Origin of the sequence: Streptomyces sp. NPDC092045 (genome assembly GCF_044756005.1) — a bacterium.
In the GTDB taxonomy this organism is placed as follows: domain Bacteria; phylum Actinomycetota; class Actinomycetes; order Streptomycetales; family Streptomycetaceae; genus Streptomyces.
Map to the genome: position 1 here is coordinate 69852 of NZ_JBIVSC010000003.1, position 20694 is coordinate 90545.

At 73.5% G+C, this 20694-nt stretch carries 18 protein-coding genes; 7 read left to right on the forward strand and 11 right to left on the reverse strand.

Annotated features, from left to right (window positions below):
• Positions 1-265 precede the first annotated feature (265 nt).
• Together ACIQKA_RS10610 and ACIQKA_RS10615 are read left to right on the forward strand one after the other, a co-directional pair.
• The gene (locus ACIQKA_RS10610) at positions 266-1387 is read left to right on the forward strand and encodes a M23 family metallopeptidase (RefSeq protein WP_402540668.1); all 1122 of its coding nucleotides are present in this window, start codon (positions 266-268) and stop codon (positions 1385-1387) included.
• Positions 1388-1462: 75 nt separating this feature from the next.
• Positions 1463-2164 carry a GNAT family N-acetyltransferase gene (locus tag ACIQKA_RS10615; RefSeq protein ID WP_402540670.1) on the forward strand — a complete coding sequence of 234 codons (702 nt, stop codon included), beginning with the start codon at positions 1463-1465 and terminating at the stop codon, positions 2162-2164.
• Between the two features lie 30 nt (positions 2165-2194).
• On the opposite strand, the gene ACIQKA_RS10620 is transcribed toward ACIQKA_RS10615, so the two are convergent.
• From ACIQKA_RS10620 to ACIQKA_RS10650, 7 genes are all read right to left on the reverse strand, one after another.
• Positions 2195-3985, reverse strand: a complete 1791-nt coding sequence (locus ACIQKA_RS10620) for a lysyl oxidase family protein (protein ID WP_391095410.1) — start codon at positions 3983-3985, stop codon at positions 2195-2197.
• 346 nt (positions 3986-4331) lie between these two features.
• Positions 4332-5840, reverse strand: coding sequence for a DHA2 family efflux MFS transporter permease subunit (locus tag ACIQKA_RS10625; RefSeq protein ID WP_391095409.1), 1509 nt, complete (start codon positions 5838-5840; stop codon positions 4332-4334).
• A gap of 198 nt (positions 5841-6038) precedes the next feature.
• Positions 6039-6866 (reverse strand): tyrosinase family protein, encoded by an 828-nt coding sequence (locus tag ACIQKA_RS10630; protein WP_390108474.1) that lies wholly within the window; start codon positions 6864-6866, stop codon positions 6039-6041.
• Between the two features lie 23 nt (positions 6867-6889).
• Positions 6890-7270, reverse strand: a complete 381-nt coding sequence (locus ACIQKA_RS10635) for a tyrosinase cofactor (protein ID WP_383158694.1) — start codon at positions 7268-7270, stop codon at positions 6890-6892.
• A gap of 327 nt (positions 7271-7597) precedes the next feature.
• On the reverse strand, positions 7598-8347 hold the full coding sequence (locus ACIQKA_RS10640) for a succinate dehydrogenase/fumarate reductase iron-sulfur subunit (RefSeq protein WP_383437983.1): 750 nt from the start codon (positions 8345-8347) through the stop codon (positions 7598-7600).
• The gene (locus ACIQKA_RS10645) at positions 8344-10290 is read right to left on the reverse strand and encodes a fumarate reductase/succinate dehydrogenase flavoprotein subunit (protein WP_383158689.1); all 1947 of its coding nucleotides are present in this window, start codon (positions 10288-10290) and stop codon (positions 8344-8346) included. The genes ACIQKA_RS10640 and ACIQKA_RS10645 overlap by 4 nt, the downstream gene beginning before the upstream one ends.
• A 2-nt stretch (positions 10291-10292) precedes the next feature.
• On the reverse strand, positions 10293-10919 hold the full coding sequence (locus ACIQKA_RS10650; protein ID WP_383158714.1) for a succinate dehydrogenase: 627 nt from the start codon (positions 10917-10919) through the stop codon (positions 10293-10295).
• Between the two features lie 195 nt (positions 10920-11114).
• Between ACIQKA_RS10650 and ACIQKA_RS10655 the strand changes: the two genes are divergently transcribed.
• Entirely contained in the window at positions 11115-12032 is a 918-nt protein-coding gene (locus ACIQKA_RS10655) for a LysR family transcriptional regulator (RefSeq protein ID WP_383158687.1), read from the forward strand.
• 13 nt (positions 12033-12045) lie between these two features.
• Here ACIQKA_RS10655 and ACIQKA_RS10660 read toward each other — a convergent pair whose 3' ends face one another.
• Positions 12046-14211, reverse strand: a complete 2166-nt coding sequence (locus ACIQKA_RS10660; protein ID WP_383437985.1) for a putative bifunctional diguanylate cyclase/phosphodiesterase — start codon at positions 14209-14211, stop codon at positions 12046-12048.
• Positions 14208-15020, reverse strand: a complete 813-nt coding sequence (locus tag ACIQKA_RS10665) for an SAM-dependent methyltransferase (protein ID WP_383158682.1) — start codon at positions 15018-15020, stop codon at positions 14208-14210. The genes ACIQKA_RS10660 and ACIQKA_RS10665 overlap by 4 nt, the downstream gene beginning before the upstream one ends.
• 902 nt (positions 15021-15922) lie before the next feature.
• On the opposite strand from ACIQKA_RS10665, the gene ACIQKA_RS10670 reads away from it, so the two are divergent.
• The 3 genes from ACIQKA_RS10670 to ACIQKA_RS10680 all read left to right on the forward strand — a co-directional run bounded on the left by ACIQKA_RS10670 (position 15923) and on the right by ACIQKA_RS10680 (position 17818).
• Positions 15923-16252, forward strand: coding sequence for a hypothetical protein (locus ACIQKA_RS10670; RefSeq protein ID WP_402540673.1), 330 nt, complete (start codon positions 15923-15925; stop codon positions 16250-16252).
• A 68-nt stretch (positions 16253-16320) separates the two neighbouring features.
• Complete coding sequence (locus tag ACIQKA_RS10675) at positions 16321-17085, forward strand: hypothetical protein (protein WP_402540674.1); 765 nt, start codon at positions 16321-16323, stop codon at positions 17083-17085.
• 166 nt (positions 17086-17251) lie between these two features.
• Positions 17252-17818 carry a hypothetical protein gene (locus tag ACIQKA_RS10680; RefSeq protein ID WP_383158675.1) on the forward strand — a complete coding sequence of 189 codons (567 nt, stop codon included), beginning with the start codon at positions 17252-17254 and terminating at the stop codon, positions 17816-17818.
• A 134-nt stretch (positions 17819-17952) separates the two neighbouring features.
• Here the strand turns inward: ACIQKA_RS10680 and ACIQKA_RS10685 are convergent, their stop codons facing one another.
• Positions 17953-18507 carry a hypothetical protein gene (locus tag ACIQKA_RS10685; RefSeq protein ID WP_383154477.1) on the reverse strand — a complete coding sequence of 185 codons (555 nt, stop codon included), beginning with the start codon at positions 18505-18507 and terminating at the stop codon, positions 17953-17955.
• A 513-nt stretch (positions 18508-19020) separates the two neighbouring features.
• On the opposite strand from ACIQKA_RS10685, the gene ACIQKA_RS10690 reads away from it, so the two are divergent.
• Positions 19021-19683 (forward strand): class F sortase, encoded by a 663-nt coding sequence (locus tag ACIQKA_RS10690; protein ID WP_402540675.1) that lies wholly within the window; start codon positions 19021-19023, stop codon positions 19681-19683.
• A gap of 63 nt (positions 19684-19746) precedes the next feature.
• Here the strand turns inward: ACIQKA_RS10690 and ACIQKA_RS10695 are convergent, their stop codons facing one another.
• The gene (locus tag ACIQKA_RS10695) at positions 19747-20613 is read right to left on the reverse strand and encodes a polysaccharide deacetylase family protein (RefSeq protein WP_402540677.1); all 867 of its coding nucleotides are present in this window, start codon (positions 20611-20613) and stop codon (positions 19747-19749) included.
• Between the last annotated feature and the right edge of the window lie 81 nt (positions 20614-20694).

Genomic DNA, 20694 nt, shown 5'->3' on the forward strand with positions numbered 1-20694 from the left:
GGACCGGCCACCGCCATTGGCCCGATCAATGGCGACGCCTTGACACGGTTGACGCGCGTTGACAAGGGACGCCAGACTCGGTCAGGTACACGACAAAGTGACGAGGGGTCACGTCGTGCGCGGACGCGCTTCGCGCTCCCGCCTCCCCGGGCTCCCCCTCGTTTCCGCCCGCTCCGGCACCGCCGCACAGCCGCACCGCACCGCCGCACCGCACCGGCGCCCGTCCTCCGGCGGGCCCTTCTCCCCCGTGAAAGGAACACCGCCCGTGCTCTCCGGCCTCCCCGCGAGAATCGCCGTCACCGCCCTCGCCGTCACCGGCCTGCTGGCCGCCGCCCCTTCGGCGCCGACGCCCCCCTCGGCCCCGGCCGCGGCCTCCGCGACCGCCGCCGGGTCGCCGTCCGCAGGCGCCACCGTGAAGATGCCGGCCGCCGTCGCCGACCGCCTCGGCACCGACCGCGCGGCACTGGTGGACGCCGTCACCGCCGACGTCCTCTCCCGGTCCCACGACGCCGAGGGCCTCGCCCCGGCGACCGCCGTCGGCAAGCTCGCCGCCGAGGGCCGCAAGGTGGTCGTCGACGTGCGCACCGTCTCGCGCGACTGGGCCCGCGGCGTCGCCTACGTCGAGGCCTCGCGCGCGCGGCACGGCGCCCCCGAGGGCTGGCTCTACCTCGCCCACCGCGAGAACGGACGATGGGTCTCGGGCCTGGAGGGCGACCGCGAGTTCGCCGACCAGGTGGCCGGGTCCCCGCTGGTCGGCGCGGCGGAACGGCGGACCATGACGGCGTACGCCGAGCGCGCGGCGGCGCCCCGGGCGCGGGCGCTGCCCCTGGACGCGCATGCGGAACAGGTCTCGCCCGCCGGGGCCCAGGCCAACGTCAACGGCCTGCTGCTGCCCTGGATGCCGGACCACTACATGACCCTGACCGGCGGTCCGCACGCCCACGACAGCGGCTCCGGGTACTGGAGCGCCCTCGACTTCGCCGGCGGGAACGCCAGCGGCCTGGTCCGTTCCTCCCGCGAGGGCACGGCGACCTCGATGTGCGGCGCCGGCGGCGGCTGGACCCGGGTGATCCACCCCGGCGGCTTCTCCACGGACTACTACCACATGCGGAACACGACCTACTACAACGGGACGTCGATCGCCCGCAGCGCCCTGCTCGGCAGCATCGGCACCGACACCTGCGCCGGCGGCTCCGCGACCGGGGCCCACGTGCACTGGAGCCTGCGCACCTACGACGCCAACTACGTCGGCCAGTACACCTGGCTCAACGGCCGCACCGTCGGCGGCTGGACGTGGTGGAACGGCTCCGCCCAGTACTCCGGCTGCGGCGCCCGCCTCGGCGTCACCGCCTGCCCCGGCACGGCGCTCTACAACCGCACCGGCTGACCGGGTCCCGGACCCCTCGGCGGCGCTCCCCGGGCCCTGTGGAACAGTGGCGGTCCCGAGGAAAGGCGACACACGATGACGAACGACGGGGGCGACGGCCTCGCGGTGCTCGACGACCCGGTGGGCGAGTCGCTGCGCGGCCGTCACGCGGAGCTCGGCCGCCGGCACGGCCGGGCCGCCACGTACCTGCCGGAGGTCGCGACCTTCTCCGCGATGCCCGCCGACCCGGACGCGGCGGACTGGGCCGACCTCGCGCGGCTCCTCGGGCGTGACGCCTTCGCCGACATGTTCAGCTGCCCGGCCGTCCCGCCGCCGGACTGGGAGCCGGTCTTCGTGCTCGAAGGCCGGCAGATGCTCTGGTCCGGCGGCGGGGCCTCCGGCGCCGACGACGCCCGCGTGGTCGAACTCGGCGCGGCCGACGTGCCCGGGATGCTCGACCTGATCGCGCGCACCCGGCCGGGCCCGTTCTGGCCGCGCACCCGCGAACTCGGCACCTACCTCGGGATCCGCGACGGCGGCCGGCTGGTGGCCATGGCGGGCGAGCGGCTCCGGCCGCCGGGCTGGACCGAGATCAGCGCCGTCTGCACGGATCCCGAGGCGCGCGGACGGGGGCACGCCGCCCGTCTCGTGGGCGCGCTCGCCGACCGGGCCCTGGCCCGGGGCGAGCGCCCCTTCCTGCACGTCGCCGAGAAGAACACGGCGGCGATCGCGCTCTACGAGCGGCTCGGCTTCACCACCCGGAAGCACGTGACCTTCCGGGGCTTCCGCACACCGTGACCGCCCGCCCGGCGTGCGCGGTGTCCGCGGTCAGTTCGCGTCCACCAGGTCGTGCGCCGGGACCGTCACGGTCCGCTTCCCGGGCTTGCCGCCGAGGACGACCTTGCGCAAGGCGCTGTTGTTGTCGAGGTTGGTCTCCTTCAGCCGCTTGGCGGGGTTGGCCAGGACCTGGATGTAGTAGGTGCCGTTGGGCACGTCCGTGATGTCGAAGGACTGCCCCGGCAGGTCCTGGGTGTAGGTGTCGCCGGAGCCGACGTCGAGGACCTCGCGGACGGAGATCGAGTTCTCCTGGCCGCAGGCGGTGGCCAGGTCGGTGTTGAACGGGTGCCAGTTGGCGTTCTTCACCGTGTAGTCGACGGCGTCGGTGTTGGCCAGGCAGAAGGCCTCCTTGCCGCTGCGGACCGCCTCCTTCTTGTCGGCCTTCAGGAGCCGGTAGCTGGCGAAGTCGGTGAAGTGCCAGTGGACGTGGCCGGGGCGCGGGTCCCACTCCATGGTGCCGGTCGGGGTGTAGCCGACCTGCTTGCCCTTGGCGTCGTAGAAGTACTGGTAGGCGTCCATCTTCGCCTTGCCGGGCGAGCGGAAGCCGTCCACGACGAGCTGGGCCGGTCCGGCGTTCCACACGTTGGCGCTGAAGGCGAGGTAGTCCTTGCCGGGGATGTTCTCCGTGCCGTCGCTGATGGTGATGCCGTACGCCGGCAGGGACCGCAGGTCGGGCTTGGGGACGTCCGGGACGGAGGCCTTGCCGGTGGGCCGCCCGGCGGCCGGGGTGAGGGCGGGCGCCTTGCGCGAGCCGTCGGTCCGCCCGGCCGCGTCGCCGGTCCGCGCCCCGGCCGCGTCGGCGCCCTGCGCCCCGGCGAGGGCGGCCTGCTGCTTCTTCAGGGCCCAGGGCAGGGCCGGGGGCGCGGCCTTCAGCGGTCCGTGGCCCACGTTGTACGAGGGGGTGGCGCCGCTGGTCTCCGGCGCGCCGGCCTGGACGGGCTTCACCGGTCCGTGCGCGTGCCCGGCGGGAGCCCGGTGCGCGGCGCCGTGCCCGGCGTGCTCCCCGGCCGCGCCGTGTCCGGCGTGCTCGCCGGCGGCGGCCGAGCGGGCGGCGGCGAGTCCGTCGCCCTCCTCCCAGCTGCGCTCCTGGACGGTGACCTTCACCGTCGCGGGCTTGTCGGCGATGCCGAAGAGGTCCCGGTACTTCTTGGCGACCCCGACCCTGGCGGTGTACGTGCCGGCGGCGAGCTTCACCGGCTGGGTGTAGGAACCGGCGTAGGTGTTGGAGGCCCATCCCTTCTCGACGCCCCACACGGAGCCGAGGGTGAAGGGGTTGGTGGGGCAGCTCTCCGGATACTTCGAGGTGGAGGGCGCGTCGGGCCGGATCCGCCCGCTGGCGTTGTTCGGGCAGAAGCCCTCGGTGCGGCTGACGACCTTCTTGCCCGTCTTGTCGGTGAGGGTGATCTCGGCGAAGCCGGGCAGCCCGGAGAAGTCCTTCACGGTGCCCTGGGGCAGCACCTTGGCCTTGGTCTTGCCGCCCTCGTACACGGTCTGGGTGACGACGACCGGGTCCTTGTAGGACTTCCGGGTCACCTTGAGCTCCAGCGGCGTCCCCTCCGCGGTCAGGTAGGTGCCCAGGTCCAGGTAGACGCCCGGGTCCTCCTTCCAGGAGGTGAGCGTGACCGAGCCGGTCGCCGCGACGAGGCTCAGCTTCGGCCCGGTGGCGGCCGTCGCCCGCTCCGGCGAGGCGGCCATGAAGCCGGCCGTCACGGCCATGGCGGCGACGGCCGTGGTCCCGGCGAGCAGCGGCCGCCGCAGCCGGGTGGTGCGCGTAGTGGTCATCGGTCCCTCGTTCTCGACGCTGTGGGAAGGGCGGACGGCGGGCCCCGGTCCGGCGGGACGGAACGTCCGCCCGGCGCGGTGGAAGGCACTCGCCGCGTCCGTGCGGTGAGAGGAGGGGATCCGGCACCCGGTTGTCCGGGGCACCGAAATCGTCAGGATGTTGGCCGAATAGTGCCGTCGCGGGGGAAACGGAGGGATCAGCGGCGCGGGGCGGCCGGGCCGTGGGGAAGGGCCCGGCCACACGTGACGGTCCGGCCGCACGGGAAGGTGCGGTCCGGCCGTACGGAAGGGCCCGGCCGTACGTGACGGTCCGGCCGTACGGGAAGGTGCGGTCCGGCCGTACGTCTCAGCGGCGCGGGGCGGCCCCGTCGCGGGGCGCGGTCTCGTCGTGCGGGGCGGTCACGTCCCGCGCCGCGGCCCGGCGGCCCGCCACCACGTCGGCGACGGCGACGGCGAGCGCGGCCCCGACGAAGGCGATCGAGACGAGGAGGCCGTGGTCGTAGGCGGTGGCCCAGCCGTCCTGGGCGACCTGGCCGAAGAAGACGGAGCCGACCGCGGCGATGCCGACCGCCGAGCCGACCCGCTGGCCGGTCTGGAGGGTGCCGCCTGCGCTGCCCGCGCGGCGCACCGGCACCTCGGAGAGGGTGAGGGTCTGGTTCGGGGCGATCACCAGGCCGCTGCCGAGTCCGGCGAGGAGCAGCGGGGCGAGCATGGCCCAGCCCGCGCCCCTGCCGGGCACCTGGTGGACGGCGAACGCCGTTCCAGCGAGGCCGATCGCCACCATCGCCAGGCCCACCACCACCAGTGGCCGGCCGAAGCGGTCCACGAGCCGGCCGCCGATGCCGGCCGCGATCCCCGACCCCAGGGCGAAGGGGGTGATGGTGAGCCCGGCCTGGAGCGCGGTGTAGTGCAGCCCGCTCTGGAGGTAGAGCGTGCTGACGAAGAAGATCGAGGTGAAGCCCGCGAAGTAGAGCAGGATGAGGAGCGAGCCGAGCCAGTAGGAGCGGACCCGGAAGAGTTCCAGTTCGACGAGGGGCTCGTTGCCCGAGCGGGCGCAGCGGCGCTCCCACCCCACGAAGACCGCGAGGAGCGCGGCGGAGACGGGGACGAGGAGGTACTTGCCGTTCCCGGGCCACTGCTGGGACTGGACGAAGGGCAGCAGCAGGGCGAGCACGGCCGCGCCGAGGAGCAGCACGCCAACCGGGTCGAGGCGGCGGAGCCGCACCGGCTTGGCGTTCGGGGTGTCGGGCAGCAGGCGCCGGGCGAGCAGCAGGCACACGATCCCGATCGGGAGGTTGACGTAGAAGACCCAGCGCCAGCCCTCCTCGGGGCCCGCCGTCTGGATCAGGAGGCCGCCGAGGAGGGGGCCGACGGCGGTGGAGATGCCGACGACGGTGCCGAACATGCCGAAGGCCCGGCCGCGCTCGGAGCCCCGGAACATCTGCTGGATGAGCGCGGAGATCTGGGGCGAGACGAGGCCGCCGGCCACTCCCTGGGCCAGCCGCGAGACCACCAGCCAGGTGCTCGTCTGGGCGGCTCCGCAGGAGGCCGAGGCGAGCGTGAAGAGCGCGAGGCCGACGATGAAGACGCTGCGCCGGCCGCGCGCGTCGCCGAGGCGTCCGGCCGGGATGAGGAAGAGCCCGAAGGCGAGCGCGTACCCGGAGAGCACCCACTGGAGGTCGGACTCCGGGGTGTCGAGGCCGGAGCGGATCGAGGGGAGCGCGACGTTCACGATCGACACGTCGAGCAGGGTCATGAACCCCGCCACGAGGCAGACGCCGAGCGCCTTCCACCGGTTGGGGTCCGGTTCGTCCTGCTGCCCGTGCGGGGTCTGCGCCGCCTCTTGCCGGGTCACGTGTCCTCCTGGTTCCCTCGGGTGCGGCCCGGTGGACGGCGCGCGACACGGGTCGTGCGCGCCTCCCGGCCTGCGAAGACCCGGGTACCCGGAGCACGGCCTCCCGATTCCCCCTTTTCCCCTCGATCATCCGTTGATGTGGGCAAATGCCCGGGTGCCCGTGCGGGGCACCCGGGCCGGGGAGGCGGGCCGGGGCCGTCAGGCCGCCGTGTCGAAGGTGTAGTGGGGCGTGTGGTCCAGCATGTCCGCCGGGGTCACGTCGTTCCACGGGCGCATGGTGTCGTGGAGGTCCACGACGTTCCGGGTGCCCGCGGCCGGCAGGTACGGCGAGCCGGGGTGGCGGGCCTGCCAGTCGGCCCACAGCTTGTCGACGAAGGCGTGGTGCAGCCAGAAGACGGGGTCGTTGGGCGAGACGCCGGTGGCCATCTGTCCGCCGACCCAGACGTGGACGCGGTTGTGGAGGTTGACCCCGCGCCAGCCCTCCAGGTGGTTGCGGAAGCCGTCGGAGGCGCTGTTCCAGGGGGCGGTGTCGTAGGTCGGCACGGCGAGGACGGAGTCCGCCTCGGCGCGGGTGGGGAGCTGTCGGCCGCCGGCGCCGAGGTCGCGCCGGAGGAAGTCGCGCCCGTCGACGCGGACGGTGATCGGCCAGCGGCCGCCGGCCCGGGCGAAGGGGCCGTCGGTGACCTGGCCGTCGCGGGCGCGGCCGGTGCCGCCGAGGAAGTCGGGCGCCCACAGCGAGGAGCGGGGGGTGCGGTCGGCGGTCCAGTCCCAGTAGGGCAGGGTGACGGTCGCGTCGACGGACTTCAGGGCTGCCTCGAACTCCAGGAGGAAGCGGCGGTGCCAGGGCAGGAAGGACGGCGAGCGGTGGCCGACACGGTCGCCGTCGTCGGTGTCGCCCATGATGAAGGCGTTGTGCGTGGTGACGAAGGCGTCGTACCGCCCGGAGCGCTTGAGCTCCAGGAGGGCGTCGACGAGGCGCCGCTTCTCGTCGGCGGTGAGTGCGGCCTGGTTCTTGCGTACGGTCATGGTGGTGCCTGCTCCTGGATCGGTCAGCCGAGGGCGAGGGGGACGAGCGGGGCGCCGCGGAGTTCGCGGACGGCCGCGCGGGCCAGTTCCCTGGGCGTGGCGACGGGCTCGTAGTGGTGGATCACGCTGATCCAGGTGCCGTCGGCGTTGCGCATGACGTGCAGTTCCCGGCCGTCGACGGTGACGGTGTAGCCGCCGCCGTGGTGTCCCCCGTGGTGGCCGCCGTCGTGCGCGGGGCCGCCCCGTATGCGGCGGCCCTGGTAGACCTCGTCGAAGGAGGCCGGGTCGGTGGCGGCGGCGCGGGGCGCGGCGGCCCCGGCCGGGCCCGCCTGGGCGAGGACGGCGACGGCGCCCGCGGCGCCTGCCGCGACGCCGAGGGCGCGGCGGCGGGTGATGCTGGACATGGAACCCCCAAGTGGTCCGTGCGGACCGGAGTGGTCCGCTGCGACCGGGGGTCGGTCATATGCCCCTGGCAGGGGACATCAGTACCCGGGGGTGTCGGCACGGCGGAAATCGCCGCGGGCCGGTTGGCCGCGAAGTGGTCGACTCGCCACGCGAAGTACAGGCTTGAACGGAGTTGATCTTGCTGTTCGCGCCCACGGAAGCACCCCGGGGCGAAGATCTTGCGGAGAAAACACTCTTTCTCTGAATGATCTTTCGCCCCGGGGTGCGATGTGTGACGGAGCCCACGCGCTCGGATTGTCCGGATCCGGCCTCGGTCGCGGCCCGCCTCAGCCGCGGCCCGCCTTGCGCCGGGCCCGCAGCCACTCCCGGTTCATCGCCGAGATCGACGGCAGCGGGATCCCCTTCGGGCAGGCCGTCGCGCACTCGCCCGTCAGGGTGCAGCCGCCGAAGCCCTCCGCGTCCATCTGGGCCACCATGTCGAGGACCCGGGTCTCGCGCTCCGGGGAGCCCTGCGGCAGCACGTTGAGGTGGTTGACCTTGGCCGAGGTGAAGAGCATGGCCGAGCCGTTGGGGCAGGCCGCCACGCACGCGCCGCAGCCGATGCACTCGGCGTGCTCGAAGGCGGAGTCCGCGTCGGCCTTGGGGACCGGCGTGGCGTGGGCCTCGGGCGCCGAGCCCGTGGGGACGGTGATGTAGCCGCCGGCCTGGATGACGCGGTCGAAGGCGGAGCGGTCGACCACCAGGTCCTTGACGACGGGGAAGGCGGAGGCGCGCCAGGGCTCGACGTCGATGGTGTCGCCGTCGCGGAAGGAGCGCATGTGGAGCTGGCAGGTCGTGGTGCGCTCGGGACCGTGGGCGTCGCCGTTGATGACGAGGCTGCACGCGCCGCAGATGCCCTCGCGGCAGTCGTGGTCGAAGGCCACGGGGTCCTCGCCGCGCAGGGTGAGTTCCTCGTTGAGGGTGTCGAGCATCTCCAGGAACGACATGTCGGGGGAGACGCCGTCCACCTCGTAGGTGGCCATGGCGCCGTCGGCGTCGGCGTTCCGCTGGCGCCAGACGCGCAGGTTGAGCTTCATGCGTAGCTCCGCTGGGTGGGGTGGACGTACTCGAAGGCCAGTTCCTCCTTGTGGAGGACGGGGGCGCGGTCCGGGGCGGTGAACTCCCAGGCCGCCGCGTAGGCGAACTCCTCGTCGCGGCGGGCGGCCTCGCCGTCGGGGGTCTGGGACTCCGCGCGGAAGTGGCCGCCGCAGGACTCGGCGCGGTGGAGCGCGTCGAGGCACATCAGCTCGGCGAGCTCCAGGTAGTCGACGATCCGGTTGGCCCGCTCCAGGGACTGGTTGAACTCCTCGCCGGTGCCGGGGACCTTGATCCGGCGCCAGAACTCCTCGCGGATCTCGGGGATGCGGGCGAGGGCCTTGCGCAGCCCCTCGTCGGTGCGGGCCATGCCGCAGTGCTCCCACATGAGTTCGCCGAGTTCGCGGTGGAAGGAGTCGGGGGTGCGGTCGCCGTCGACGGAGAGCAGCAGGTTCAGCCGGTCGCCGGTCTCGGCGAGTACCTCGCGGACGGCCGGGTGGTCGTCGGTGACCTGCTCGGCGTGCGGGTGGCGGGCGAGGTAGTCGTTGATGGTGGCGGGCAGGACGAAGTAGCCGTCGGCCAGGCCCTGCATGAGGGCGGAGGCGCCGAGCCGGTTGGCCCCGTGGTCGGAGAAGTTGGCCTCGCCGATCGCGAAGAGGCCGGGGACGGTGGTCTGGAGGTCGTAGTCGACCCAGAGCCCGCCCATCGTGTAGTGCACGGCGGGGTAGATCCGCATGGGGACCTCGTACGGGTTCTCCGCGGTGATCCGCTCGTACATGTCGAAGAGGTTGCCGTACTTCTCCTCGACGGCCTTGCGGCCCATGCGGCTGACGGCGTCGGCGAAGTCCAGGTAGACGCCCTGGCCGCCGGGGCCGACGCCGCGTCCCTCGTCGCAGACGTTCTTGGCGGCGCGGGAGGCGATGTCGCGGGGGACGAGGTTGCCGAAGGAGGGGTAGAGGCGCTCCAGGTAGTAGTCGCGTTCGTCCTCGGGGATCTCGGCGGCCGGGCGGGTGTCGCCCTGGGCCTTGGGCACCCAGATGCGTCCGTCGTTGCGCAGCGACTCGCTCATCAGGGTCAGCTTCGACTGGTGGTCGCCGGTGCGCGGGATGCAGGTGGGGTGGATCTGGGTGAAGCAGGGGTTGGCGAAGTACGCGCCGCGCCGGTGGGCCCGCCAGACGGCGGTGGCGTTGGAGTTCATCGCGTTCGTCGACAGGTAGAAGACGTTCCCGTAGCCGCCGGAGGCCAGGACGACGGCGTCGGCGTAGTGGGTGGAGATCTCGCCGGTGATCAGGTCGCGGGCGACGATGCCCCGGGCCCGCCCGTCGACGACGATCAGGTCGAGCATCTCCGTACGGGCGTGCATCTCGACGTGCCCGGCGGCGATCTGCCGGGAGAGCGCCTGGTAGGCGCCGAGCAGGAGTTGCTGTCCGGTCTGGCCGCGGGCGTAGAAGGTGCGGGAGACCTGGACGCCGCCGAAGGAGCGGGTGTCGAGGAGGCCGCCGTACTCGCGGGCGAAGGGGACGCCCTGGGCGACGCACTGGTCGATGATCTCGACGGAGATCTGGGCGAGGCGGTGGACGTTGGACTCGCGGGCCCGGAAGTCGCCGCCCTTGACGGTGTCGTAGAAGAGGCGGTGCACCGAGTCGCCGTCGTTGCGGTAGTTCTTGGCGGCGTTGATGCCGCCCTGGGCGGCGATGGAGTGGGCGCGGCGCGGGGAGTCCTGGTAGCAGAACTGGACGACGTGGTAGCCCTGCTCGGCCAGGGTGGCGCCGGCGGAGCCGCCGGCCAGGCCGGTGCCGACGACGATGATCCGGTGCTTGCGGCGGTTGGCGGGGTTGACCAGCTTCGCCTCGAAGCGCCGGGTGTCCCAGCGTTCGGCGACGGGTCCGGCGGGGGCCTTGGTGTCGGCGATCGGCTCGCCGACGGCGTAATCGACAAAGCTCATGGTCAGCTCACGACTCCGGTCATGACGGCGACGGGGATGGAGACGAAGGCCGCGGTCAGGACGAGCGCGAGGCCGTTGGCCAGGGTCCTGAGGAGGCGTTCGCGGCGGGCGTTGCCGACGCCCAGGGTCTGGGCGGCGCTCCAGAAGCCGTGGCGGACGTGGAGTCCGACGGCGAGCATGGCGACGATGTAGATGACGTTGCCGTACCAGGTGGAGAAGGTGTCGACGACGTTCTGGTAGGGCTTGCCCTCCTCGAAGCCGCCGGTGTGGACGGTGCCGGTGGTCAGGTCGAGGACGTGCCAGACGATGAAGAGGGCGAGGATGATCCCGCCCCAGCGCATGGTGCGGGTGGCGTACGAGGTCCGCCTGCGGCGGTGGACGTAGCCGACGGGGCGCGCCCCGATGTCGCGGCGGCTGAGCTGGTACGCGGAGACGGCGTGGGCGACGACGGCGGCGACGAGGACGATCCGGACGGCCCAGAGGGCCCACTCGTGGTGCAGGAGGGGGGCGCCCATGACGCGCAGCCAGTGGGCGTACTCGTTGAACTCCTCGGGGCCGAAGAAGACCTTGAGGTTTCCGGCGACGTGGGCGACGAGGTAGCCGAGCATGATCAGCCCGCTGACGGCCATGACCGTCTTCTTGCCGAGGGTCGAGGAGAGGAATCCGCGGGACGGTGTGGGGGACGGCGGGCGGTCCTTCGTCCGGTTCCCCGTGGGTGCCAGAGCCATGTTCATGACGCTAGGGCCGAAGGACCCGAGAGGTCCAAGACATGGTCCGGCTGATCTCGATAGGCTTTCCCTATTCGTATCGCCTACGCTGGGCCCATGCAGTTCCAGCAGCTCCTCTACTTCGTCGCCGTGGCCGAGACCCGGCACTTCACCCGGGCCGCCGAGCGGGTCCACGTCTCGCAGCCCTCGCTCTCCCAGCAGATCAAGGCCCTGGAGCAGGAGCTGGGCGCGGAGCTGTTCAGCCGGGCCCGGGGGAACATCACGCTCACCGACGCCGGGGAGGCCCTGCTGCCGCTGGCCCGCCGGATCCTCGCCGACACGGAGACGGCCCGTCTGGAGGTGCAGGAGCTGGCCCGGCTCAAGCGGGGCCGGGTGCGGCTCGGCGCGACCCCGAGCCTGTGCACGGGGCTCCTGCCGGACGTGCTGAGGACCTTCCACGACCTGCACCCGGGGATCGAGCTCCTGATCGAGGAGGGCGGCTCGCACGACCTCGTGCGGGAGCTGGCGCGCGGGGCGCTCGACCTGGCCCTCGTGGTGCTGCCGCTGCCGACCCCGTCACCCGCCCTGACCACGGTCGAGCTGCTCCGGGAGGACCTGGTGGTGGTCTCGGCCGCCTCGGAGCCGGCGCCCCGGCGACCGGTGCGGATCACGGACCTGCGCGACCAGCCGCTCGTGATGTTCCGGCACGGCTACGACCTGCGGGAGCTGACGGTGGCGGCCTGCCGGGCGGAGGGCTTCGAGCCCTCGTTCACCGTCGAGGGCGGGGAGCTGGACGCGGTGCTCGGTTTCGTACGGGCCGGACTGGGGCTCGCGGTGGTCCCGGCGATGGTCGCCGCGCGGGCCGGCCGCGACCTGCGGGTGACGGCCCTCGCCCGGCCGGGCCTGCGCCGCACCATCGCGCTGGCCCACCGCAGCGACGTGGCGCCGCCGAGGGCCGCGCGGGAGCTCCAGCGGATCCTGCTGACCTCCCGGAAGGTGCGGCCGGGAGCCGGGCCGGGGCGCGCGCCCGCCTGACCCCACGCCCCCGTCACACCGCGTCCGCCAGGAGCAGGGAATGGATGCGGTCCGGGGCGCCGGGGCGGGCGTAGTACCAGCCCTGCGCCGTGTCGCAGCCGAGCTCCCGGAGCTGGCGCGCCTGCGCGCCCGTCTCCACGCCCTCGACGGTGACCGCCAGCTCCAGGCTGTGGGCGAGCGAGACGATCCCCTCGACGATCTTCAGGTCGACCGGGTCCACCGGGTGCTGCTGCATGCCCCGGGTGAAGGAGCGGTCCAGCTTGAGGACGCTCACCGGGAGCCGCCGCAGGTTGGCCAGGTTCGAATAGCCGGTGCCGAAGTCGTCGAGCGCTATGTCGACGCCCATCTCGGCGAGCTGCCGCAGCGGCTTCAGGAGGCCCTCGTCGGCGCCGATCAGGGCCGACTCGGTCACCTCCAGGCAGAGCGCGCCCGGTTCGAGCCCGGACCGCTCCAGGACGTCGACGGTGTCGGCGACCAGGCGCGGGTGGTGGAGCTGCGTCGGGGAGAGGTTGACGTTGATGCGCAGCGGGCCGCCGTCGGCGTGCCGGATCTGCCAGAAGCGGGCCTGGCGCACGGCCTCCTGGAGCACCCAGCGGCCGAGCGGCACGATGAGGCCGGTGTCCTCGGCGAGCGGGATGAAGCGGTCGGGGCCGAGCACCCCGTGCTGCGGGTGGCACCAGCGGACGAGCGCCTCCGCGCCGTGCACGCTGCCGTCGCCGAGGTGGACGAGCGGCTGGTACTCGATGAAGAACTCGCCGCGCTCCAGGGCCGCCGGCAGGGCCGTGGTGAGCCCGTGGCGGGTGATGGCGCGGGCGTCGGCCTCGGGGTCGGCGAGCTCGAAGCGGTTGCCGCCCGCCGACTTGGCCCGGTACATGGTGATGTCGGCGCTGCGCAGCACCTCGGCCGGGGTCCGCTCCCCCGACGGCCCCTCGACGACGCCGAGGCTGCCGCGCACGGTCAGCTCGCGGCCGTCGATGCGGAGCGGGGTGGCGAGCGCGGCGAGGATGCGGTCGGCGAGGTCGGTGACGTCCCGCTCGCCGCCGGAGCCGGTGGTGAGGGCGACGAACTCGTCCCCGCCGAGCCGGGCCACCATCTCGTTGGCCCCGGTGACGCAGCTCTGGAGCCGGTCCGCGACCTCGACGAGGAGCCGGTCGCCGGTGGAGTGGCCGAGGCTGTCGTTGATGACCTTGAAGCCGTCGAGGTCGAGGTAGCAGAGGCCGAAGCGGGCGTTGTCGCCGGGGGCGAGCGCCTTCTCCAGGCGCTCGAAGAACAGGGTCCGGTTGGGCAGTCCGGTGAGGGCGTCGTGGGTGGCCTCGTACCGCAGGCGCAGATGGAGCAGGCGCCGTTCGGTGGTGTCCTCCAGGAGGGCCAGCTGGTACTGGGGGCGGCCGTCGGCGTCCCGGAGGAGCGAGACGGTGAGGTTGGTCCACAGAACCGTTCCGTCGCCCCGGTAGTACGGCTTCTCGACCCGGTAGTGCTCCCGCTCGCCGCGGACCAGCTCCTCGTACAGCCTCCAGACGTGCGGCCCGTCCTCCGGGTGGACCCACTCGCTGACCTTGCGGCTGCGCAGCCTGCCCTCCATCCCGCCGAACATGCGGGTGAGGGTCTCGTTGACCTCCAGGAGGTTGCCGTCGAGGTCGGCGATGCCGATGCCGATGGCCGCGCCGTCGAAGACCGCGCGGAAGCGGCTCTCGGTGGCGTGCAGGGCGATCTCGGCGGCGGTGCGGGCGGCGAGCGCGGAGCGGGCGATCGCCTCCTGCTCGGCGAGGGTCCGCTCGCGCAGGGCCTGGGCGTAGCCGGCGGCCATGGCGTGCTGGAGCCGGGCGCAGCGGGCCCGGAGCTCCTCGGTCGGCAGGTCCGACTCCGTGCCGCAGTAGAGCACCAGGTACGAGTCGACGACGCCGAGGCTGCGGCCGAGCGCGTCCGGGTCGGTGCAGTGGGCGGCGACCAGGGCCGCGCCGGCGCGCTGGGCCGGTGCCGTGTCGAAGGGCCGGGCGTGCAGGGCGTCGCACAGGGTGCGGGCCAGCGGCAGCAGGTGCCCCTCGAACTCGGTCCGGGTGAGCGACGTGGCGGTCACCGGGAAGATCGTCCGGCTCCATATGGTGACGAACCGCCTGAGTCTGTCCTCCGGGCCGTCGGCCTCGGCGCCGGAACCGGCCGGCTGGGACGGGACCTTCACGCCTTGCGCCCCACCCCTGCGAGGCCGGAGAAGGTGTGGGGATCCTCCTCCTCGACCGGACTCTCCGGTCGCCAGACGGGCAGCGGCACGAGGCCGGGCTCGATCAGCTCGGTGCCCTCGAAGAAGCGGGCGACCTCCGCGCCCGACCGCATCACCAGGGGGTTGCGGATGTTCCGGTAGACCCCGACGGTTCCGCCGGCCTGCTCCTCCAGGAACGGGATGCCCTCGTACGAGGCGTGGGTGAGGATCATCAGGCTGCCGGGCGCGAGCGCGTCGACCAGCTCGGCGACGGCCTCGTACGGGCGGTCGTGGTCCTCCAGGAAGTGGAGGACGGCGACGAGGAGGAGGGCCACCGGCCGCTCCAGGTCGAGGAGCCGGGCCACCTCGGGGCTGCGCAGGATGTCGGCCGGCTTGCGCAGGTCGGCGGAGACGACGGCGGTGTTCTCGACGCCCTCCAGGACGGCGCGGCTGTGGGCGACGGCGACCGGGTCGTGGTCGACGTAGACGATCCGCGCGGCCGGGTCGGCGGCGCGGGCGACCTCGTGGACGTTGCCGAAGGTGGGTATGCCGGAGCCTATGTCCAGGAACTGGGTGACGTCGTTGTCAACGGCGTGGCGGACGGCGCGCCGCATGAACGCCCGGTTCGCCTGCATGATCTTGGGCAGGCCGGGCATGAAGTCCATCGCCTTGCGGGCCGCTTCCCGGTCGACCTCGAAATTGTGCGAGCCGCCCAGGTAGAAGTCGTACATTCGGGACACGCTCGGCACCGAAATGTCGATACCCGGCGGAGCCCAGGCGGGACGCTCCATCAATGTCTCCAACAAGTCGCCGTGGGATGCGGCCATGTGTTCGCGGCCGGTGTTCGAGGTGAGGCTACTGATCGCCCGCCAAGAGGGCGAGTGGAAACGGAAATTCGCGGTCCGTTCTTGGTCACACCCCATTGGCACGTGCGTGCGGAACGCCGACTTCACGCCTTCGGCCCGTGCACATTCACGTGCAGATGATCGTGCGCCGACTCCGGCCGCGGTCACCGTTTCGCCCGGTGCGGGACCCAGGGCCCTTTTCTGGCTGGGGTGTTGTCGCGATCGGGGTCCTGTGGCCGGTGCAGGATGCCCCGTCGAACGCGCCGTCCGACAGGGCGACAACCGGACAGTTCTTCTTCCGTCGGCCGGAACGGTTCCCTTCGTGAATCGCGGTGGGCGGAGATACCCGGGCATCGCGCCGAATCCGCCTACTGTCCGATAGAACGTCAAGTCCGCGCCTCCGGAGATCCCCTCCATCCGGCGAATCCGCCGGGATTCCGCCCCGGCGCGCGCCGCCCCCGATCAAGCTCGACGGCGTGTCTCTGTACGGATCACTCCTCGCGCGGCCATTGGCGGCCCTGGCGCTGGTGTGGCTGCTCGCCGCCCCCGCGCCCGCCTCCGCCGACGCCTGCGCCCACGCCGTGACCGGTCCGGGCGGTGCGCACACCGCGGTCACGTCCGCCGGGTCGGGCACGTGCCCGCACCCGCACCCGCACCCGCACGAACCGACGCCGCCACCGCCCGCACCCACGCCGACGCACTCGCACACACCGCCGCCCGCGTGCCCGTCCCCCACACCCACCCCTACACCCACACCCACACCCACACCCACCCCGAGTCCGACGCCGACCCCCACGCCGCCGCCCACCACGAAGCCTCCGAAGCCCGTCCCGACGGTGCCGCCGCCCGTGACGACACCGCCTCCCGCACGGCCCGCCCCGCCGCCACCTCCTCCCGCACGGACGCCGGCGCCGCGCACCACCCCGCCGGCGCCGCGTCCCGCTCCGCCCGCGACGGAGACGCCGGAGCCCGAACCGGCGCCCGAGCCGACGTCCGCCGCCGCTCCCCCGCCCTCCGTACGGCCGGAACCCCCGTCCGCCGCCCCCGTCGCGCTCCCCCACTACCGGCCCGCCACGCGGCCCCGGCCGAAGAGCGGCACGTCCGTCCTCACCACGACGCTGGTGATCATCGCCCCGGCGGTCCTGGCGACCGCGATCCTGCGCTCCCGCTCCCGCTGAACCCGCCCCGCGTCCCGCCCGGCGAACCGCCGATCCCACTGATCCCACTGATCCCACCGGAGGAATCCGTGTCCGAATGGCTTGTCCTGTCCCTCGCGATGGCGGCGGCCTGCGCCGTCGTGCTCACCATCGTCGTCATCAACCACCGCCGGATCCCCGACGACGACGACCCCAGCGAGACCCCGGACGTCATCGAGTACATGACGATGATGATCGGCGTGATCTACGCGATCGTCCTCGGCCTGGCCATCGCCGGCGTCTGGGAGGCGCGGGGCGCCGCCCAGGAGACCGTGCGGCAGGAGGCCCAGGCGCTGCACGAGATCTCGGCCCGCGCCGAGGTGTATCCGCAGGAGGTCCGCGACCGCATCCGCGCCGACGTCGACGCGTACGTCTCCCACGTGGTCGACGACGAGTGGAAGCACATGTCCGAGACCGGGGAGCTGAGCGACGAGGGGACCGCGCTCCTGGAGAAGGTGCGGCGGAGCGTCACCGACTACCGGCCGGCGAACGACTTCGAGGGGCAGGCGTACCAGCCGCTGGCGGACCAGGTGGCCGCCGCCGACGACGCCCGGAACGCGCGCGGGCAGAACGCGGGCGAGACCATGCCCGGGGTCGTGTGGTTCGGTCTGATCGTCGGCGCCCTGGTGACCGTCGGTCTGATCTTCACCCTCCAGATCCGCAGGACCGGCCGGGAGCTGCTGCTGGCCGGGCTCTTCAGCGTCCTCATCGCCTTCCTGCTGTTCCTCATCTGGGACTTCGACGCGCCGTACGGCCGGGGCATGTCGGCCACCGCCACGCCGTTCACCGACCTGTTCCCGGGGCTCGGCGGATGAGGAGCGCCACCCGGGTGGGCCGCACGGGGGACACCCGTGACCCGTTCGCACCTCTGGGATCGCGGGCCCGGTGACGCGCTCCTAGCGTTTCGGGCATCGAGGTGCACGCAGGCCCTTCGCGGGAACCCCCTCCCGCGGCTGCCCCTCGGGACCCGGAGGATTCACCATGCGCGCGATACGTGCCGCATCCACTGCCCTGCTGGGGGTGGCCGCCCTCGCCCTGGCCGCCCCCTTCGCCGTCGCGACGGAGGGTGCCCCGGCACCCCACCCGCGGGCGCGGGGCGCCAAGGCCCCGGGCGACTTCGTCGTTTCGCCCTCGGTCGTCTCCCCCGGCGGCCGGGTGACCCTGAGCGCCCCCGGCTGCGCCAGCACGGCGACGGCCGCGGCCGGCGTCTTCGACACCGCCGTCATCGCCCCCGGGGCGACGGCGACCGCCACCGTGGACCTGGACGTGCGGCCCGGCAGCGTCTACACGGTCGCGTTCAACTGCACGGGCGGCGTCCAGGACAGCGTCGACCTGACGATCGCCGGCGGTGCCACGGCCACCGCCACCCCCACGATCCGCTCCACGATCCTCACCACCCCGCGGGGTGTCCAGGGCGGTCTGGGCGGTTCGGTGGACGACGGGGTCGGCCCCGTCGAACTGGCCGCGGGCGGGGCCCTCGTCCTGGCCGCCGCGGGCGGTGTCCTCTACGTGGTGCGCCGCCGCACCGCCGGGTCCCGGCGCCACTGAGGCGGCGGCGTGGCGCGGCACGCGGCGGCACGCGGACGTCGCCTTCTCCGCCTTCCCGGACGCCCGTCGCCCCCGGGTCCTGACGAGGACCCGGGGGCGACGGGCACGGTGGGCCGACCGGGAGGTTCGACCGGTCAGATCCCCGCGCCGGTCACACGGCGACGGCGGGCGACGAAGAGGCCGCCGCCGAGTGCGGCCGCGGCGACGAGGCTGCCGCCGATGGCCATCTCGGTGGAGCTGGGGGCCAGCGAGCCGCCGAGGCCGCCCTGCGCGCCGCGGCCCGGGAGGACCCGGAACGACTGCGTGACGACGGAGGAGTTGCCGTTGCAGCGGACGGCCAGGTTGTAGTTGCCCGGGGTGGCGTGGTTGTAGACGCGGGCGACGGCGGTGGAGACGCCGTTGTTGTTGCCCGAGAGGTTGGTCTCCGGGAAGGCGTTGGACGTGACGGTGCCGCCGCGGTTGCAGCCCCGGGCGGTGATCGTGAGCGTCGAACCGGGGTGGACGTCGTAGGGGTTGACGGTGACGTCGGTCGGACCGCCGTTCCCACCGCCGTTCCCACCACCGTTCCCACCGCTGTTGCCACCGCTGAGGACGGTGGCCGGCCCGTTGGTGGCGGCGGCGAGGGGGGCCGCGAGCCCGACCGCCGCGATCGCGGTGGCGGTCACCGCCAGAGTGCGTGCAGCACGCATGGTTGAACCTCCAGTGGAAGACGCCCCAAAGCGGTGCTCCGGGAGTTTCGACGAGTACGCCTTCCATGACGAACCATCACCATTCGTGACGGAGCACGCATGTCGGCACTGGTCCACTTCGGTGAGGCGACACGCCGGGGCGGAGGGGGTCGAACCCCTCGTACGCACAGGTCAGAGGCTTCCGGGTCGCTTATCTGACGATTACTCGGATGGGTCAGCCCGGCGTCACCCGCCGGGTGGCCGTCCCTCACCCGCCCGGCGGCCCCGCCCTCCGTCCGCCCGGCGGCCCTGCGCCCTGCGTCGCCGCGGGGCCGCGGACCTCGGAAAGCCCGCCGCACCGCACCCCGGGAGGGGGGTCGGCGGAGCCCTGGAAGGGTCCGTCCCCGCCCCCGGAAGAGGTCCGCCCCGGGCCCCGGCACCCGTCCGGAGGCGCGCCCCACCCGTTCGGACCGTCCGGCGCGACGGACCGCGGGAGCACCCTTACCGTTCTGACGACGCCACGAAGGGAGAACCATGCCCCCGAAGGACTTCCGCGTCTCCGAGCGCAGGAGACTCCAACCCTGGGGTGTCCTGGCCCTCGCCATGCTGTCCGGGCTCGCGATGATGCGCAACGGCGTGGACGTCGCCGCCGGGCCGCCGCAACCCGCCGCGGCGGCCCGGCCGGCGGCGCTCCCGACCGCCCCGGCGGCCCCCTCGTCGGCCACCGGTCCGGAGCCGCTGCCCTTCGCCCCGGCCTCCCGGATCAAGATCCCGGCGATCCGGGTCGCGGCCCCGATCATGGACGTGGGCCTGGACGCGGACGGCTGGGTGGCGGCGCCCCCGCCGCAGGACGCCAATCTCGCCGGCTGGTACCAGAACGGCATCTCCCCCGGCCAGCGGGGCACCGCCGTCGTCGTCGGCCACGTCGACAACACCCAGGGCCCGGCGGTCTTCTACGGCCTCGGCTCCCTGGAGAAGGGCCAGCACGTCGAGGTCGAGCGGTACGACGGCCGGGTGGCGGTCTTCGAGATCTACGGCGTCGAGGTGTACGCGAAGGACGACTTCCCCGGCGTGCAGGTCTACGCCGACACGGGCGCGCCGGAGCTGCGGGTCATCACCTGCGGCGGCGGGTACACGCGCGCGCGGGGGTACGACGGGAACGTCGTCGTCTACGCCCGGATGGTCGGCTCCCGCTGACCCGGCGTCACCGGAGGAGGGCCCGGCACCCCGGGTGCCGGGCCCTCCTCCTCGCGCGGGCGGTCAGCGCCGGGGGACGGTGATGCGGTAGCCGGCGTCGAGGAGTTCGGGCAGGTAGCGGCGGAGCGCGGCGACGCTCTGGGAGCGGTCGCCGCCCGCGTCGTGGTTGAGGACGACGACACCGGGGGCCGCGCCGTCGAGGACGCGGCGGACGATGGAGTCGGTGCCGGGCTCCTTCCAGTCCAGGGTGTCGACGGTCCAGGCGAGCGGCTCCATGCCGAGTTCGGCGCCGATCTCGAAGGAGTGCCGGTTCCAGGCCCCGTAGGGGGCGCGGTACCAGAGCGGGGCCGTGCCGAGGGCCCGTTCGACGACCTCGCTGGTGGAGCCCAGCTCGTCGCGGATGAGGGAGGGCCGCAGCTCGGGGATCAGGGGGTGGGACCAGGAGTGGTTGCCGACGACGTGTCCCTCCGCCGCCATCCGCCGCAGCAGGTCCTGGTTCTCGACGGCCATCTCGCCGCAGACGAAGAACATCGCGCGGCAGTCGTGGCGGCGCAGGGTGTCGAGGATGGCGGGGGTGTGACGGGGGTCGGGGCCGTCGTCGAAGGTCAGCACCATCGAGCGGCCGGCGCCGGCCACGCTGAGGAAGGGCCGCTGCCGCACGGGCGGCAGCGCGCGCCGGTACGTCGGGGGCGCGTAGGCGGTCATCGGCCGGAGGCGGTACGCGTTCGGGTTCAGCCGGGCGGTCTCCGCCCCCGGCCCGGCGGCCGGGCCCGCGGCCCCCGGGGCGGTCCCGGGCCCCGGGGCGTGCCGGGGCGCGGCGCCGGTGGCCCGGTCGGGCGCGGCGAGCCGGTCCGCGGCGAAGGCTCCGACGGTGGCGGTGGCGCCGAGCGCGGCGGCGAGGCGCAGCACTGTTCGGCGCCCGCTGGGCATCTGATCCTTTTTCATGACCAATGGTTCGTACGGATGAGGGTCCGCACGGCCCACCGACACCGGCCGCCCGCCCGAAAACAC